At 60.0% G+C, this 15823-nt stretch carries 18 protein-coding genes; 15 read left to right on the forward strand and 3 right to left on the reverse strand.

Annotated elements, in window-relative coordinates:
• Nucleotides 1-109 precede the first annotated feature (109 nt).
• Nucleotides 110-409: a topoisomerase DNA-binding C4 zinc finger domain-containing protein gene (locus tag B5X69_RS22515; protein ID WP_079640109.1), complete on the reverse strand. Its 300-nt coding sequence runs from the start codon at nt 407-409 to the stop codon at nt 110-112.
• On the opposite strand from B5X69_RS22515, the gene B5X69_RS18965 reads away from it, so the two are divergent.
• From B5X69_RS18965 to B5X69_RS18975, 3 genes are all read left to right on the forward strand, one after another.
• Nucleotides 395-658: a helix-turn-helix domain-containing protein gene (locus B5X69_RS18965; RefSeq protein WP_425441534.1), complete on the forward strand. Its 264-nt coding sequence runs from the start codon at nt 395-397 to the stop codon at nt 656-658. The genes B5X69_RS22515 and B5X69_RS18965 overlap by 15 nt on opposite strands.
• Nucleotides 658-1986, forward strand: coding sequence for a type II toxin-antitoxin system HipA family toxin (locus B5X69_RS18970; protein WP_245798804.1), 1329 nt, complete (start codon nt 658-660; stop codon nt 1984-1986). Before B5X69_RS18965 ends, B5X69_RS18970 begins: the two co-directional genes overlap by 1 nt.
• A 132-nt stretch (nt 1987-2118) precedes the next feature.
• Nucleotides 2119-2583, forward strand: coding sequence for a hypothetical protein (locus B5X69_RS18975; RefSeq protein WP_079640110.1), 465 nt, complete (start codon nt 2119-2121; stop codon nt 2581-2583).
• A 472-nt stretch (nt 2584-3055) separates the two neighbouring features.
• On the opposite strand, the gene B5X69_RS18980 is transcribed toward B5X69_RS18975, so the two are convergent.
• Entirely contained in the window at nt 3056-4339 is a 1284-nt protein-coding gene (locus B5X69_RS18980; RefSeq protein WP_176141687.1) for an MFS transporter, read from the reverse strand.
• 475 nt (nt 4340-4814) lie between these two features.
• Here B5X69_RS18980 and B5X69_RS18985 point away from each other — a divergent pair, with 475 nt between their 5' ends.
• The 12 genes from B5X69_RS18985 (at nt 4815) to B5X69_RS19040 (ending at nt 15475) form a co-directional block, all read left to right on the forward strand.
• The gene (locus B5X69_RS18985; protein ID WP_079640112.1) at nt 4815-5156 is read left to right on the forward strand and encodes a hypothetical protein; all 342 of its coding nucleotides are present in this window, start codon (nt 4815-4817) and stop codon (nt 5154-5156) included.
• On the forward strand, nt 5156-6421 hold the full coding sequence (locus B5X69_RS18990; protein ID WP_079640113.1) for a cytochrome P450: 1266 nt from the start codon (nt 5156-5158) through the stop codon (nt 6419-6421). The genes B5X69_RS18985 and B5X69_RS18990 overlap by 1 nt, the downstream gene beginning before the upstream one ends.
• A gap of 11 nt (nt 6422-6432) precedes the next feature.
• The gene (locus B5X69_RS18995) at nt 6433-6579 is read left to right on the forward strand and encodes a rubredoxin (protein WP_425441535.1); all 147 of its coding nucleotides are present in this window, start codon (nt 6433-6435) and stop codon (nt 6577-6579) included.
• A gap of 63 nt (nt 6580-6642) precedes the next feature.
• The gene (locus B5X69_RS19000) at nt 6643-6906 is read left to right on the forward strand and encodes an acyl-CoA dehydrogenase family protein (protein WP_079640115.1); all 264 of its coding nucleotides are present in this window, start codon (nt 6643-6645) and stop codon (nt 6904-6906) included.
• 6 nt (nt 6907-6912) lie between these two features.
• On the forward strand, nt 6913-7860 hold the full coding sequence (locus B5X69_RS19005; RefSeq protein ID WP_176141688.1) for an acyl-CoA dehydrogenase family protein: 948 nt from the start codon (nt 6913-6915) through the stop codon (nt 7858-7860).
• A gap of 226 nt (nt 7861-8086) precedes the next feature.
• Nucleotides 8087-8881, forward strand: a complete 795-nt coding sequence (locus tag B5X69_RS19010) for an SDR family NAD(P)-dependent oxidoreductase (RefSeq protein WP_139375880.1) — start codon at nt 8087-8089, stop codon at nt 8879-8881.
• Nucleotides 8882-9009: 128 nt separating this feature from the next.
• On the forward strand, nt 9010-10164 hold the full coding sequence (locus B5X69_RS19015; protein ID WP_176141689.1) for an MFS transporter: 1155 nt from the start codon (nt 9010-9012) through the stop codon (nt 10162-10164).
• A gap of 50 nt (nt 10165-10214) precedes the next feature.
• Nucleotides 10215-10907 carry a TetR/AcrR family transcriptional regulator gene (locus tag B5X69_RS19020; RefSeq protein WP_245798805.1) on the forward strand — a complete coding sequence of 231 codons (693 nt, stop codon included), beginning with the start codon at nt 10215-10217 and terminating at the stop codon, nt 10905-10907.
• A 68-nt stretch (nt 10908-10975) separates the two neighbouring features.
• On the forward strand, nt 10976-12229 hold the full coding sequence (locus tag B5X69_RS19025; RefSeq protein WP_079640119.1) for a cytochrome P450: 1254 nt from the start codon (nt 10976-10978) through the stop codon (nt 12227-12229).
• Nucleotides 12222-13073 carry an SDR family NAD(P)-dependent oxidoreductase gene (locus B5X69_RS19030; RefSeq protein ID WP_079640120.1) on the forward strand — a complete coding sequence of 284 codons (852 nt, stop codon included), beginning with the start codon at nt 12222-12224 and terminating at the stop codon, nt 13071-13073. Before B5X69_RS19025 ends, B5X69_RS19030 begins: the two co-directional genes overlap by 8 nt.
• A gap of 165 nt (nt 13074-13238) precedes the next feature.
• Nucleotides 13239-14291, forward strand: coding sequence for an acyl-CoA dehydrogenase family protein (locus tag B5X69_RS19035; RefSeq protein ID WP_176141690.1), 1053 nt, complete (start codon nt 13239-13241; stop codon nt 14289-14291).
• The gene (locus B5X69_RS19040) at nt 14291-15475 is read left to right on the forward strand and encodes an acyl-CoA dehydrogenase family protein (protein WP_079640122.1); all 1185 of its coding nucleotides are present in this window, start codon (nt 14291-14293) and stop codon (nt 15473-15475) included. Before B5X69_RS19035 ends, B5X69_RS19040 begins: the two co-directional genes overlap by 1 nt.
• A gap of 2 nt (nt 15476-15477) precedes the next feature.
• Here the strand turns inward: B5X69_RS19040 and B5X69_RS19045 are convergent, their stop codons facing one another.
• Nucleotides 15478-15672: a hypothetical protein gene (locus B5X69_RS19045; RefSeq protein WP_139375883.1), complete on the reverse strand. Its 195-nt coding sequence runs from the start codon at nt 15670-15672 to the stop codon at nt 15478-15480.
• Nucleotides 15673-15823 lie beyond the last annotated feature (151 nt).

The raw sequence follows: 15823 nt of genomic DNA on the forward strand, positions 1-15823 counted from the left end.
GACAGTGCGGTTCGATCTTCGCCCATTGGGCGTCGGTCAGTACAAAGCGTTCCATCCGGAGTGTGAATCACATCTCCGGCAAAATGGGAATCCTAAATCCCCACAGGCCCTAGTTGCCGGTGTTTCGCGAGTGACGGCATCTCGGAAAATTCGAACATCCGAGAAAGCTTCCGAAACGCCCACTCTTCTCGACGAGCTGGCCATCGCAGCCTTCCACCGGGCACAATATTGCCGACTCTTCACCGTCGCGTTGCCTGTCGTAATGAACGGTGACAGCTGGCATAGCCAGAATAGCCTTCCGTAATACCGGACGCGCTTGCCTTACCGCTCGGTAAGATTTTTCGCGTAGGACGATGACTTTGAGCCCACTCTTCCCGCTCGGTAAGAAATGGCCTTGAAGTCTTATCATGGCTATGCGATCTTCCCGGTCGGTAAGAAACGTATGATCGAAAATGCAACCCAGTTCGGCGCAGCCGTCGCCTCTGCCCGCAAGGCCCTCGGCCTTACCCAGCGGGAGCTGGCGCTCGCAATCAACAGCGGCGAACGCTTCATCGTCGATCTGGAAGCTGGGAAGCCCACCGCGCAGCTCGGCAAGGCACTCGCCGCAGCCAAGGCAGTCGGCCTGCGGCTCACCGCAACCGGCATTTCGCAGGCCTGATGGTGGACCTTCCGGTTCACTACGAAGACCGCCTGGTCGCCACGATCAGCGCCGCCGCGCAGGCCACCCGCCTTGCCTATGCGGATGCGTGGAGTTCATCCGCTGAGAGCTTCCCGGTCTCGCTGGCCATGCCGATCCGGCCAGAGCCCTATGAGGGAGAACAGGTTCTCCCTTGGCTGATGAACCTCCTGCCCGAGGGCGAACCGCTGCGCGCCATGACGCGCGCGCTCGGTGCAGCGCCGGAGGACGCGCTCGGCCTGATAGCCCAGACCGGCAACGATCTTGCAGGCGCGCTCAGCATCGCTCCGCAGCAGCCGCGCGGCAAGCCCGGCTATCGCACGATCCCGGATGCCGACGCACTGGAGCGGATCATCGAGGAACTGCCAGCGCGGCCATTCCTGGTCGGCGAGGGCGGCGTCTCGATGAGCCTCGCCGGCGCGCAGGAAAAGCTGCCGGTGGCGATCATCGACGGTCAGATTGCGGTGCCGATCAACGGTGCGCCATCCACCCATATCCTCAAGCCCGACAATCCACGCCTGCCCGGTAGCGTCCAGAATGAGGCGCTGTGCATGGTTCTCTCTCGCAGGATCGGTCTCAATGTCGCGCCGGTTACGACCGACGTTGCGGGGAAGCGCAGCTATCTGTTGGTCGATCGCTACGACCGGATAGGCACCGGCAACGATGTCCGCCGCCTGCATCAGGAGGATTTCTGTCAGGCACTCGGCCGCCCGCCTGCCGCCAAGTATGAATTCAACGGCACCGGAACGCGCGGCCCCTCGATCGCCGACATGTTCGCGGTTGTCCGCCAGCATATGACGGCGCGCGACATCACCCGGCTGCTGGACGCCGTTATCTTCAATATCGCCATCGGCAACGTGGACTCCCACGCGAAAAACTACTCGATCCTGCTCGGCCCCGGTGTCCCGCAACTTGCCCCGCTCTACGATCTGATGTCGGGCCTCGCCTGGACCAACATCACCCAGAACCACGCCCAGGCGATCGGCGAGCAGCGCCGCGGCCGCCACATCTACGGTCGCCACTGGCGGCGCATGGCCGAAGCCGCAGGCCTGGCAGCGCGGGGAACGGTGCAGAGGGTGGAGCAGGTGACGGCACGGTTGCTGCGCGAACTGCCCGCAGCGGTCGAGGAGGTGGCAGCAATGCCAGCAGGTCCATCGATGCTCGAGATCTTCGCAAAGGAGATCGAGGAACGGGCGAGCGAAGTCAGGACGCACGCCGGACAGGAAGGCGTGCCTGATCTCGCAGAAATGACCACCGACGATAGCCCGACTATCGGTGCGAGCGCGTACTCTGCTAACGGGGAAGCTTGATCGGGATGGCCAAAGGCATCTTGGTCAGCCGCGGCCACTTGCTGATCTTCAACTGATTGGTTTCACGCCCATCGACCTGTAGCCTGCTCGAAAGCGGCGATCGTCACCGTCGCGTTGTCTGAGAGAGCTGCGATGACGAAGACCAGACGCAAAAGGAAGGCTACGCCTAAGCCGGTTTATTCTCTCAGGGCCGAGATTCAGGCGGCCTGGCCCACCTATTACATCGTCGACGAGCCGGAGCGCCGCTTAGACGAGACATTCGTTCGGCTGAAATGTGTGATCGTCGAGACCAGTGCTACGCTTGAGCAGCACAGGGGCGAGGAGATTGAAATACGGCTCGCCTGCGAGCGTTTTCTGCCCGACGTCTCCCAATCGGCTCAGCGAGCGCAACTATCTCTAATTCTTCGCAAGAACCTTCGTTCGATGGTGGCTTATTTGCCCCCGGACGCGATTTGGGCGTTGCCAGGGATCATCGCGTCTAAGGCGATTACCCACGTCCAGGTGGATTGCGATGAACTCTACCGAGGCGTGGCCACTGGCTTGAGTATCTACCTCTCTACGCTTGCCGAAATGCACTCACTCGAGGCACGCTCGTAGAGGGGAGGCAGCATGATGGACGACGAGGCAAGGGGGCGTTTCGGAGCCCGAATGAAAAGGCCCACTTTCTGCATTTGTTCCAACGCAAGAATGGCGGAATTCTGAGGCTTTGAAATTGCCAGAGTCCCTAAAAAGGCATCGAACCAATACGTTAGTTGCCTAGCGCGGGCGAAATTGTGGGCCTTTCCGAAAACCACATCGCCTAAAATGCTGATTTAACAACAGAAAGGATGGTAGACGTGAGTCCTCTTCTGGCACCAACTCTTTAAAAAATTGAAATATATTGAGAAAATGGCGGATTTTGAGAACTCGAGTTGGTTCTCCAAATCATCGTCTCGACTGGTCGCGCTTCATTGCAGCCTCAATAGTATGCGGGCCTCTTCGTGGGCTTCGGTGGAAACCATATCGAAGGTCCGCATTGTCGAGTTCGATGGTATCGGTATCGCCGATATGTCCAGCTTTCTCCAACCGGTTAGACCGGATTGGGAGCAGTCCGAACACTTCCCGTATCGTGGCGGCGGACCAGCAGGATACATGCTGCGCAGGCCGCTTGGGCTATCGCTATGGAAAGGAAGAAACCCTGCGCCCCCCAGGCAAGCACAATCGCGCCCAGGGCGGAGCTGAGAATGGCGCCGATGCGGCCAACGCTGGCTGCACTGCCTATGCCTGTCGCCCTGATCTGTGGAGGGAAGACATGGACCGCCAAGGCATACAACAGGGGCTGTACGCCGCCAAGGCAAAAGCCCTGAACGGCTAGCGCGATCATCAACAATTCGGACTGGCTTGGTGTGGGAGGGAAAAGCATCAGGGCAAGGGCGCCGACCGCACCAAAGGCTGCCAGTAGCAGAAGCGGTCCGCGGGTTCCCACCTGTGTCGCGATCGCACCGACAGCCACGCCTGCGACCACACATCCGATGTTATAAACAAGCAGGCCCACACTTGTGGCAGACAACTCGAACCCGGCATCGGCCAGCAGGACCGGCAGCCAGTTGAAATAGAGATAGCCTGACATCAGCGAGGCGCAAAAGGCCGCCCACAGGGCGAATGTATCGCCAAGCAAATGCTGCGATGACAAGCTGCGGAAGAATCCCGGCCGTGTCCCTTCCTGTTCGGTCAACGCCGCTCCCAGCTTGGCCTCTTTGCGGGGATTGACCCGCTGATCCTCTCGCGACTCCAGGAAAGAGGGTGATTCGGGAAGCGTGAACAGATGCACCACGGCTACCGCCAAAGGCAGTACCCCGGCGATGATGAACAGACCGCGCCAGCCGATTATCGGCAAAAGCGGCGCCGCAAACAAGCCTCCGACGATGCCGCCGATCGGAATACAGATAATGCTGATGGATACTGCCAGGCTCTTGCGATTGGGTGGGGTGAATTCGGCGACAAGCGCGGCTGCGATCGGCAATGCACCGCCAAGACCCAAGCCGGCAACAAAGCGCAGGATGCCAAGCGTCCAGAGACTTTCCGCTCCCGCCATCGCGCAAGTGGCAAGGCCGAAAACGAGAGTGCTGGCGATCATTCCCACTCGCCGTCCGAAGCGATCGCCAACAAACCCGCCCGCAGCCGCCCCCAACGCCATCCCAAGCAAGCCAATGCCCAGAATCGGGGCAAGATCCGCCTTGGTTATATTCCAATCGGCAAGCAGTGCAGGGGCCGCAAATCCGATTACCTGCGTGTCAAAGCCGTCGAGAACGATTGCGAGGGCGCACAGAGCTAGGATTGATTTCTGGCGGATTGTCCATTCATTTGCGGTCACGGCCACGCCTCATCAGACCAAGGTTGGGTTCATTTGACGCTGCCGCGATTGTGCCTGTGCAAAAAGGGGCTAACGAACATTCCGATCGCTACGCCTACCATATTCGTCAGAGTCCTGCCAGCCCGAGACTGAATCACACTCAACCATCATGGTTGTAGGAATTCGCGGCGAGATTGCGCCGGCGGGCCTCTGGATTCGGCCGGTTCTATCTCACCAAAGGGGCGATCGGCATTTTGTGTAGTATCTACACCATAAAAATGCCCTGCTTTGATCTAGGTCAAGGCGAAAGGGCATCTGACTGCTCAATTTGCGACAGCGAAGGGCGTGACGGACGTGCGCACGCTACCGAAGCGAGGACGAAGGATTCATTCACGACTGGAAACGGCGACGATCCGCAATACGGTTCGTGGATGTCGGCGCAATGTTCTGATGGCGGGACCAGTTTGCAGAACGCGGGAATATTGGGAGATTTGAAATGGCTAATGCTCCGGCAACACTAAGGATCGTCGAACCTACGGCACCGATCTATGACGGGCCGATTTTCGATGGCGACGCTCACATCCAGGAGAAGGACTATTCCTTCTTCGAGAAGTATCTGCCCAAGGAGTTCCACAAGGACTGGCTGCCCCAGCGCAAATATGGGCCGGATGGCGAATTTGGCATGTTCTTGGGTGACAGTTACCGCATCGAGAACGCCGCACTCGACCCGGACGGACGGATCCCGCCTCCGGGCAAGCTCAAGGAATGGCTGCTGGCGATCTCGACCGGTGAGGCGGTTGAGGCGGCGCACCCGGTTACCGAGCAAGGAGAAGAATGATGGCCACTGCGGTCAAATCGGAATTGCCCCCGCTGGAGGATCTGGACGATCCTGATTTCGATGTCTTCGCCGTGGAACGCACAATGCGCGGCGATTATGACGATCCCTACCCGGTGTTCGAAGAATACCGAAAGCAGGGCGCGGTCCACAAGCTGGAGCTGAACGAGGTCTTCGCCAAGCATCACGACGTGGAGATGCACGGCCTGAACCATTACACCGTGTTCGGCTACGATGCCTGCAACCGAGTCCTGATGGACGGGGAAACCTTCACCAATTACGAGGTGTTCAAGCACAGCCTGGGCAAATCTTTCGGCCGCACCGTCACTGTGATGGACGGCGAAGAGCACCAGCGTTTCCGCAAGGTGCTGCAAAAGGCTTTCCTTCCCAATGTCGTCGCGCGCTGGGGCGATTCACTTGTCCAGCCGGTGGTCGATCGTTTGATGAGCCGCTTCATCGAGAAGGGCGAAGCCGACCTGGCAGATGATTACACGCATCACTTCCCGTTTCAGATCATCTATTCGATGTTGCTGCTCGATCCCGATGAATCGGCCCGCTTCCACAAGCTGGCAGTGGCCCAGCTGCTTTCCCAGGGCGGCTATCCGCAGGGACCGGAAGCGACGGAGAAGCTTGGCGTGTTTTTCCGCGCCATGCTGGAACAACGCCGCCAGAATCCCGGCGATGATCTCGTCAGCCACCTCGCAACGGTCGAGGTTGACGGCCAGTATCTGGATGATGATGTCCTGATCGCATTCCTGCGCCAGCTGGTGAATGCAGGCGGGGATACTACCTACCGGGCCACCGGCGTCCTTCTTGCCAAGCTGCTGGAAGACCCGAACCTATACGCCCGAGTGTGCGCAGATCGCTCGCTTGTTCCGCTGGCAATCGAAGAGGCTTTGCGCTGGGACGGCCCAGTGACGCTGACCTATCGTTATTGCAAGCGCGATACGGAGATCGATGGCAAGGTGATCCCGGCCGGTGCAGTGGTCGGCGTCTGCATGGGGTCGGCCAACCGGGACCCGACAAAATTCGAAGATCCCAACCGTTTCGATATTTTTCGCAAACGGACCGTTCGCCATCTCGCCTTTGCCGGCGGGCCGCACATCTGCATTGGCCAGCATCTGGCGCGTGTCGAGATGACGCGGGCGCTCGAAGGCGTACTCGACAATCTGCGCAACGTCCGGCTCGATCCTGCCAAGCCGTGGCCCAAGATCATCAGCCACTTCATGCGCAGCCCCGATCATATCTTTGTGAGGTTCGACGTCTGATGTGGATGTGTATGAACTGCGGCCATGTCTATGAGCCAGAGGAAGGCGATCCTGTCTCTGGCATAGCGCCAGGCACGCCATTCGAGGATATCCCGGACGATTGGTTCTGCCCGCTGTGCGGCGCAAAGAAATCAGACTTTGAATTTGTTGAGGATTGAGACCGAGTTGCGCGTCGCTTCGCGGGAACGCTGCTCTTGTCCCGGCATAAGGAGTTTTGAGTAATGATTCACGACAAGAAATTGCATAGCCACGGCAGAGCGTCTCCTTTGCTGGCCAAGGCGGAGCAGCTGGCAACCCTGATATCGAGCAAGGGTGAGCAGAACGACGCCAATGGCCGGCTGAGCGACGAGGTAGTCGCCGCGATGCGTGAAGCCGGATTCTTCAGCCTGATGGTGCCCAAATCGATGGGAGGAGAGGAATCCAATCCCGTCCAGGTGCTTTCCGTCGTAGAAGCTATCTGCAATCTTGATGGTGCGACCGGGTAGATCATGATGGCGGCCAATGTCGCCACCGCCTCGGCTGCCGCGTTCCTGCCGGATGCAGGATACCAGGCGATTTTCGGCAATTCGCGTCCGATCATCGCTGGCGCAGGGGCACCGATGGGGCGTGCCGATGTTGAAGGTGACGGATACCGTCTGACTGGGCACTGGACCTATGGTAGCGGGTGCCTGCACGCCGATTATATCCATGCGGGTGCGATGGTTTATGAAAATGGTGCCCCGCGGCTTATTCCCGGAACGAAGGATCCCGAGGTGCGGATATTCGTCTTCCCGGCAAGCGACACGAAGATGTTGGGGAACTGGGACGTGCTAGGCCTACGGGGCACGGGCAGCATAGACTATGCCGTGTCTGACCTTTTCGTCCCTGGCGAGTTCACCCATTTGCCTACCGGATTGGAAGGCAAGCGGGGAGGCGACAGCTATCGGATCGGCGTTGTCGGATTCAGCGCATTGGGGCACACCGGCTTTGCCCTTGGCCACGGACGCCGCATACTCGATGAGTTGGGCGAGCTTGTGCATGCGCCCTCCGGCCATCCGACGATCCTTTCCGGCATGGCTGGGTCCGATTCCTTCAAGGAGGGATACTCCGCAGCGCAGGGCAAGATTCGCGCGGCGCGCGCTCTGTGTTACGATATTTGGGGTGACATTCTTGATACGACCAGCAGGGGAGAGCCTGTGCCACTGCGCCAAATGACCTGGGCGAGGGTGGCGCTTTGCCACGCCACCACGGCAATGATGGAAGTCTCGATATTTGCTCACCGCGCGAGCGGCGGCGTGGGTCTGCGTGCCGGTACCCTTCAGCGTCTGCTTCGCGATAACTTCACGGCGACACAGCACCTGATGGTTGCCGACAAGGCATTGTGCGAAAGTGGACGCGACTTTCTGGGGCTCGTGGATAACGTGAGATGGACGCCGCGCGGTTTCGTCAATGTGAATTGACGGAAGCATTCGGGAAGTGATGGCAGCGGTGGGCAGGCCAGAGTTGGGAAGAGGCCGCCGCGCATCATCAATGTGATTGCGTGCGCAGCCCATTGTAAGTCGAGCGCTCCCATCGCAGCAGATGGCAGGCGGACGGAGTCGCTCGGCTTCAACCAACCTGCGGATTACCGGCACCAGGCGTCCTGTCCGGACCGCATAGGCACGTGCTGATGGAGAGAGATGCGCTGTGAAACCACTAGAGAACATGGTTGCAATGGTTGTGGGCGCTGCCAACGGGATCGGCCGGGTCACGGCTCTGATGCTCGCGGAGCGCGGAGCGAGGCTGGTGCTTGGCGATCTGGCAATGGGCGAGGGCCTGCAGGGCTGCGCCGAAGATATCGCCCGGATCGGCGGTGAGACCCTGATGGTCGAGGTAGATCACACCTGCGAAGAGCAGGTCGCAGCGCTTGCTGCGCGCGCGGTCGAAAAATTCGGCAAGGTCAACATCTTGGTCAACAACGCTGCCGGCACAAGCCCCGCCTTCCAGGCCGAAGACCGCGACGTCGTCAATATGCCGGTCGATCTGTGGGACAGGGCGATGGCTGTCAATCTTCGCGGGCCGATGCTGACCAGCAAGCATGTCATCCCGCACATGATCGATGCGGGATACGGTTCGATCATCAACACCACCTCTGGCGTGATCTTCCGGGGCGATAGCGTGCGCGCCGCCTATTCGGCTTCCAAGATCGGCATCGTCAGCCTGACGATGGATATCGCGACCGCATATGGCAAAAAGAACGTGCGCTGCAATGCCGTGTCTCCTGGGGTCATCCTGACCGAGGGGCTGCGCAAGGTGCTGACGCCCGAGCAGATCGAGGGCTTCGCCGGAGAGAACCTGGTGCCCTTCGTCGGCCAGCCGGAAGACATTGCGGAAGTTACCTGCTTCCTCGCGTCTCCAGCTTCTCGCTATATCACTGGACAGGTTCTTGCAGTCGATGGCGGCATGCATGTCCATCAGTGCTCGACTGGCGAGAACGGCTGACCAGTCGGGCGGCCGGAAACATGCGATGCGCAGGCCTGTCGTCGGGTGCATCCAGGAGGAGATGCATGGCGAAAATGGACGGAAATCAGGGGGCTGATAGTGTCGCTCGCGAGTGGGGCAATCTTGGGTTGGCGGCCAAGGCTGCCCTCGCGCTCACCAGCACCTATATCGCACTGGGCCTGTTCACCGTCGGCGCGGCCCTGCCGACGCTGCAGGCGAGTTTCGCGCAGAGCCCGCAGGCCGGCCTGCTGATCCAGCTGATCGGCAGCATCGCCGCCCCGGTCTTTGCCATCGCCTCGCCGGTGGCCGGGCTGCTGGTTGCACGTTATGGGGTAAGAACTGTTTACCTGGGATCGCTGATCGCGTTCCTCGCGGTCGGCGTCGCGCCGGCGGCAGCCCATTCTCCGCTCTTGATCCTGGCCCTGCGCGTATTGATGGGGGTGGCGATGGCCGGAGCCTTCACGGCGGGAATGGCAGGGATCGCACAGCTGCCCGAACGGCAACGGCATGCCATGCTGGGACTGTCCGCGTTCTTGGGCGGGGCGATCGCCATGTTTGCCTATCAGGCGGTGGGCATATTGGCTGCGGAAAGCTGGCGCCTGGCATTCCTCGTCGGCCTCGTGCTGGCACCTGCCGGCGTACTTGCGCTGTCGCTGCCGGGCAATGGCAACGCAGGTCAGGCAAGCCCGGACGAACCGGACCGGCCGCGCGCAACGACGCGCGTACCGATGGCCTTGCTGATCATTGCGATCGTCATCGGCTGGACGATGGTCGCAGGCAGCATCTATTCGCCGTTCTATCTCACTTCGATCGGCATAACCGATCCGGCAAAAATCGGGTTGCTACTGGCAGGCCTTGCGCTCGGATCGCTTGCCGGTTCGGGCACTTATGGCTTTTTCCAGAGGCGGCTGGGGACCTCCGGCACAACGACGGCTGGAATGCTCCTGTGCGTCACTGGCTGCGCCACGTTGGCGCTCGGCAGCGGGGAGGCGCCGGTGGCGATTGGGCTGGGCCTGGTCGGCATGGGGCTGGGAGCTGCGGGCACTGCGATCTACGCCCTGGCGCTCGAGGCGATCGGTCCGGGGGGAAACAGCGGCACGGCAACCGGCATGATCAGCCTTGCGCTCTACTTGCCACAGATACTCTTTCCCGTTGCCGCCGGCGTTCTGGCCGCGTCCTTCGGCCAAGCTGTGGTCTATGCAGCGATGGCGGTTCTCCTGGTCGCTGGGGTGAGCCTGCTGTTGGGATGGGCCAGGCAGGCGCGCTTTCGAGCTGCAGGCTAATCACCTGCGGATCATGCCGCCAGGTTTGACGGCCTATCGCGCGCCATCTATTGCGGGACCCAAGGGCACAGGAGGGTTCGATCGCTACGATTGCCAAGAGCGCCGGAATTGGTCAGGAAAACACGAACGGCGTTCGCCGCCGACGACGTTCACGGGAAGTCGTTGCGGAACGCATCTGCACCGCAGCCCGGCAACTCTTTGCCGAACGCGGTTACCACGGTGCGACAACACGCGAGATCGCCCGCTTGGCTGACGTATCGGAAACGCTGCTGTTTCGATATTTCGGCAGCAAATCGACCTTGTTCGACGAGGTCGTGGCGCAACCATTCAACCGCCTGATGCAGGATTTTCTGGAAAGCAATCCGTCCGGTGGAGAGCGCAAAGAAGCTGAGTTGCGCAATTTCCGCGAGGTCTATCGCCTGTTCGAAGACAATCGCCCGCTGTTCCTTGCGGTCCTGTCGAGCAGCAGCCAAGCTTCGGAGGAGGAGGTCGGACCTTCCTTCGAAGGAATCCTTTCCTTCCTCAATGCCGCCACCGCAGAACAATTACGCAAATACACCGATCAAGGCGCCGAACCGCCCTTCGATATCGCGCTGGGCCTGCGGCTGGCGTTCGGAATGCTCGCATCCTCGGTCTTGCTGCGCGATTGGATTTTTCCCGATCGCCAACCGTCGCAGGACGAGATCGTTGAGCTCGTCGAAAAACTGGTCAGTCGTGCGCTCGACCCCCAGGCCTTGCCCTAAGGACCGTGTTGACGAGGCCGCGCACAGCTTCTATGTAGCGATTACTTCATAAAGCGGAGCGGATAGCTATGTCAACGGCCATCAGAATTCAGGATTTCGACGACCGGACATACGACCCCTTCCTCTCGCATGAGGATAATTTCGGGACCGATGCAGATCCCTATCCGCGAATCCATGAATTGCGTGCCCAGGGTGCGGTGATTCCCGGATCATTTCGGGAGCAGATGGGCTATCCTTGTTACTATGGCGACGCACCCCGGTTCACGATCGTGGGGACCAAGGAAATCGAGGAGGTGTTGGTCGATGCCTCGCGCTTCTCGAACTCCGGTTACGAGATGAACCTGGGCCATACTTTCGGCATGGGGAGCATCAGCGTGATGGACAATCCCGTCCATGGCCGTTGGCGGCGGATCTTCCAGAAGATCTTTTTGCCGCAGCACGTCAAGACTTGGGGTGAGACGATTGTCGATCCGGTCGTGCATGGCCTGATGTCCAAATTTCTGCCGCGCGGAGAGGCGGACCTGGTCGACGAATTTACGCACAGCTACCCGTTCGAGGTGATCTACAAGCAGCTCGACTTGCCGCGCAGCGATGTTGAGACCTTCCAGCGCCTGGCAATCGGGCAGACCGATTTCGAGCATATGTCGCAGGCAATCGAAGCCGGCATCAAGTTGGGCGAGTATTTCAAGGCACTTATCGACGAACGCCGCGCCAACCACGGCGACGATCTGATTAGCCTGCTGGCGATGACTGAAGTCGATGGCGATTATTTACCCGAACTGGTGCTGGTTTCCTTCCTGCGTCAGCTGATGAATGCGGCAGGCGATACGACATATCGCGGGACCAGCATCTTGCTGACCGCGCTCCTGCGCAACCCCGATCAGTACGAGGCCATCCGCAAAGATCGCAACCTGATCCCCGCCGCAATTGAAGAAGCCTTGCGTTGGGATGGGCCGGTGCTTGCCCAAACCCGTGTAGCAGCAACCGATGTAGAGCTTGGCGGAATCAAGATCCCAAAGGGCGCCTTTCTCGATGTGCTCGCAGGGGCAGCCAATCGCGATCCGGCAATCTATCCCGATCCTGACCGTTTCGATATACTCCGCGAAAAGCGCGCACATTACTCGTTTGCGCGTGGCCCGCATATCTGTGTTGGCCAGCATCTCGCCAGGGTCGAAATGACCCGCGCACTTCATGCGGTAATGGACAATCTGAATAACCTGCGGCTTGATCCGGACAAGCCTGCACCGGCAATTCGCGGTTACATGATGCGCGTACCTGAGCATATCTACGTCAAGTTCGACAAGGTTGCCGTGGATGGCTGATATGCCGGTTGCTCTCGTAACCGGCTGTTCGACCGGTGTCGGCCTCTACACTGCGGTCCGTCTCGCGCAGGCCGGGCACAATGTCGTCGCGACGATGCGCGATGTCACCAAGCAAGGCGAACTGCAGGAGGTGGCGAAAGCGGCCGGGGCCGAGCTGGACGTTCGCGCTCTCGACGTTGCCGATGCGGCGGCAATCGATGCCTGCCTTGTCGGCGTGATCGAATCCTATGGACGGCTTGACGTCTTGATCAACAATGCCGGCGCTGGTCTGCTTGCGTCTATCGAACAGACCAGCGACGCTGACCTGCGCCAAATAATGGAGGTCAATTTCTTCGGAGTTTGGAATGCCACCAAGGCTGTCGTCCCGCATATGCGCGCTGCCGGATCTGGCCGGATAATCAGCGTATCGAGCATCGGCGGCCTGGTTGGGCAGCCGTTCAACGATGCTTATTGCGCGTCCAAGTTTGCGGTCGAAGGTTTCATGGAGTCTTTCGCGCCATTGGCGCTGAACATGGGCATCAGGCTGAGCGTCGTCGAGCCAGGCCCCGTTAACACCGCGTTCGTCGCGAATGTGGAGGCGGTGTCGCAGGATGCGGTTGCCGCCATGGCGCCGCCATACGACTGGATGGTCGATCGATATTCCGAACTTGCAGGGCAGTCGTTTTCCAAGATGGGTCAGACGCCGGACGAGGTGGCTCAGATCATCGTCGATCTGTGTTGCGCCGAAGATCCCGAATTCCGTGTCGCCACGGCGCCGATGGTCGGCCAGACATTTGCGCTGAAGGCCAGTGATCCAACCGGCAATGCCGTGATACGCAATTTCGCGAAGGTATTTGCGTCCTAGGCAGCGAAAAGCTGCCGACGGAAGTCGTGAAACCAATTATCGAAATCGTGATATCTTGCGGGATCACCCGGCACCTTAGGGGCATACAGGTTGCGAATTCTTTCTGCCCAGCCCATTGCCCTGAACTCACGCAACCTCGCGCACCGAATGAGAGAGGTAAAGTCGATGCAGGATCTTTTGGCCGAAGTGCGCGAAAGCATCGCAACCGTTCTGGACGAGCAATGCTCCAGCCTGGCGGTTCACGGCTTTACCGATGGCCGCAATGCGCTGGACCAAGAACTGCAATCGTTGGTCGCCGAGCTTGGGTGGCTGGCGATTTCCCTGCCCGAAGCGAGCGGTGGTATCGGATTGGGTTCGCAGGGCCTTGCAGTTCTTAACTACGAGCTGGGGCGCGCCTCTGCACCCGGATCGTTCCTCGCCACCAGTGTCGCTGTGGAAGCACTGGCCAGAAGCGAAGCGGCAGGCGCAGAGCCAATTGCTGGCCTGATAGCCGACGTTGTGGCCGGATCGGTCACGCTCGCGCTTTCGGCAAGCATGGACGTTCAGCGCACCGATGGAGCGGTCTGGCTGTTGGGCGACGCCAGCGCCAAGTCCGCGCTGATTGCCGGTGAGGGCGATGATATTGAGCTGATCGATCTCGACGCAAGTAAAGCAGAACAGCTGAGGATTTGGGACGATACACGCTCGGTTATTTCGTTCCCGATGTCCGCGTGCAAGAAAGTGATGACTTTGCGCGGACTGCGCCCAACGCTCGTCTCGCTCTATGCGCTCGCGCTAGCGGCGGACAGTGCCGGCGCCGCGCGCGGAACGCTTGACCGGACCATAGCCTATATGAAGGAGCGCGAGCAGTTCGGCCGTCCGATTGGTTCGTTTCAGGCGCTCAAGCATCGCGCGGCGGACCATCAGGTCAATGCGAAGGGAGCAGACGAGCTCGTCTGGCAGGCGGCGGAGCAGATCGATGCATCGTTGCCCGGTGCCTTGCTTTGGTCGGTCATGGCCAAGGCCAACGTGACCGAGGTCGCGGCCCGCATCGCCGGTGACTGTGTACAGCTGCATGGCGGGGTTGGCTTCACGTGCGAATACGATCCTCACCTGTTCCTCAAGCGAGTGCGGCTCGATGAAATGCTGCTTTTGCCGAACGGTGCGTTGCGCGACGAGGCAGCCAGGGCGTTTGCCGATGCCTTGGGCAATGATGACGATGTCCTGGAGATCGCCTGATGATCATCGACCTGCGGCACGATGAGAGCGCTTTTCGCTCGGCAATCCGTGACTGGATTGCCCAGACATTGCCCAGCGACTGGGCTGAAGTTGCCGATCGCGGTACAGAGAACGAAGCGGTCGAATATCAGCGCTGGTGGTTTGGCGAACTTGCCAAGCAGGGCCTGTCAGTGCCCCACTGGCCCAGCAAGTTTGGCGGGGTAGATCTTGGCATCGCTGGCCAGATGATGGTCGCCGACGAGATGGCGAGGGCGGGCACGCCGCAGCTCAGCGTATACACCGTAACGCTAAATCACCTGCCCGGTACGCTGATCCCCTGCGGCAGCCCTGAACAACAGGTACGTTACCTGCCGCCGGCAGCGCAGGGTGCCGTCTGGTGCCAGGGCTTTTCCGAGCCGGGGGCAGGATCTGACCTTGCATCCCTGCGGTGTCGCGCAGTGCGCGACGGTGACCATTACGTGATCAACGGGCAGAAGATCTGGTCATCGATGTCGCGCTTTGCCCAGCATTGCATCCTGCTGGTCCGGACCGATCCCGAAGCCTCTAAGCATGCGGGAATTTCCTTCCTGATCATGGACATGGACACGCCGGGGCTGGATATTCGCCCGATCGAACAGATCGATGGATACGCAGACTTCTCGGAATTGTTCCTGACTGATGTGCGCATCCCGGTCGAAAATCTGGTTGGCGAGGAAAACGATGGCTGGAAGGTAGCACAGGCTACATTGGCTTCCGAGCGGGGGGTTCTGGCTTTTGAAGCGGGCGAACGGCGTCGGCACATGCTGGAGGACTATTATCGCAACGCGGTGGCGGCGAAGGCGGCATGGCTGGAAGATGACGAATTCCGACGCCAATTCATGACCTTGCTGGCCGACCTGCAGGCAAGTCGTCGCCTGATCCGCCAACTGCTGCGCGATCACGAAAATGGCGAGCCGCACGCATCGACGGCCATGGCTTCAGCCCGGATCAAGCTGTTCCAGACAACCCTGATTCAGAAGATTGGCGATCTGATTGCGCGGATCGAAGGGCTCGATGGCCATCTGCGCCTCTCGTACAATTCGCAGCGGCGCTTCGTTGGCATGTTCGATTACATCTATTCGTTCGCCTGGACCATTTCGGGCGGAACGAACGAAATTATGCGCAATGTGATCGCCGAACGGGGGCTTGGGCTGCCGCGCGGCTAATTCTACGAACCGCGATCATTGACCACCCCCCGGATCAGCGTGTCGATCCACCGGTCCATCAAATCCGTGCCGGAAAGGTCGACGCCGCCCAGGTGAAACTCGCTCAGGCCGCGCAAAGTACCGATCATGATGAAGCGGCAATGGCGCGGGGTGAGCGCCGGGTTGAGCTCGCCTCGCTGCTCGGCGAGCTTGAACATCTCATCCATCTCCGAACGGAAGTGGGCCGTTAGCTCGCGGATGTCCGTCGTCTGATGGGTGGACGCCCCCCGACGGCATCTATGTGCCAAGGTAGGTGTTGCAGAACACCTATGAGAAGGAGGCGTCCATGGCAGAGGTTATCACGATCGG

The organism is Sphingopyxis flava (assembly GCF_900168005.1).
GTDB lineage: Bacteria > Pseudomonadota > Alphaproteobacteria > Sphingomonadales > Sphingomonadaceae > Sphingopyxis > Sphingopyxis flava.

Coding starts and splice junctions, on each gene's coding strand:
- B5X69_RS22515 (WP_079640109.1), bottom strand. CDS start 409: ATGATAAGACTTCAAGGCCATTTCTTACCGAGCGGGAAGAGTGGGCTC.
- B5X69_RS18970 (WP_245798804.1), top strand. CDS start 658: ATGGTGGACCTTCCGGTTCACTACGAAGACCGCCTGGTCGCCACGATC.
- B5X69_RS18975 (WP_079640110.1), top strand. CDS start 2,119: ATGACGAAGACCAGACGCAAAAGGAAGGCTACGCCTAAGCCGGTTTAT.
- B5X69_RS18985 (WP_079640112.1), top strand. CDS start 4,815: ATGGCTAATGCTCCGGCAACACTAAGGATCGTCGAACCTACGGCACCG.
- B5X69_RS18990 (WP_079640113.1), top strand. CDS start 5,156: ATGGCCACTGCGGTCAAATCGGAATTGCCCCCGCTGGAGGATCTGGAC.
- B5X69_RS18995 (WP_425441535.1), top strand. CDS start 6,433: ATGAACTGCGGCCATGTCTATGAGCCAGAGGAAGGCGATCCTGTCTCT.
- B5X69_RS19000 (WP_079640115.1), top strand. CDS start 6,643: ATGATTCACGACAAGAAATTGCATAGCCACGGCAGAGCGTCTCCTTTG.
- B5X69_RS19005 (WP_176141688.1), top strand. CDS start 6,913: ATGGCGGCCAATGTCGCCACCGCCTCGGCTGCCGCGTTCCTGCCGGAT.
- B5X69_RS19025 (WP_079640119.1), top strand. CDS start 10,976: ATGTCAACGGCCATCAGAATTCAGGATTTCGACGACCGGACATACGAC.
- B5X69_RS19030 (WP_079640120.1), top strand. CDS start 12,222: ATGGCTGATATGCCGGTTGCTCTCGTAACCGGCTGTTCGACCGGTGTC.
- B5X69_RS19035 (WP_176141690.1), top strand. CDS start 13,239: ATGCAGGATCTTTTGGCCGAAGTGCGCGAAAGCATCGCAACCGTTCTG.
- B5X69_RS19040 (WP_079640122.1), top strand. CDS start 14,291: ATGATCATCGACCTGCGGCACGATGAGAGCGCTTTTCGCTCGGCAATC.
- B5X69_RS19045 (WP_139375883.1), bottom strand. CDS start 15,672: ATGTTCAAGCTCGCCGAGCAGCGAGGCGAGCTCAACCCGGCGCTCACC.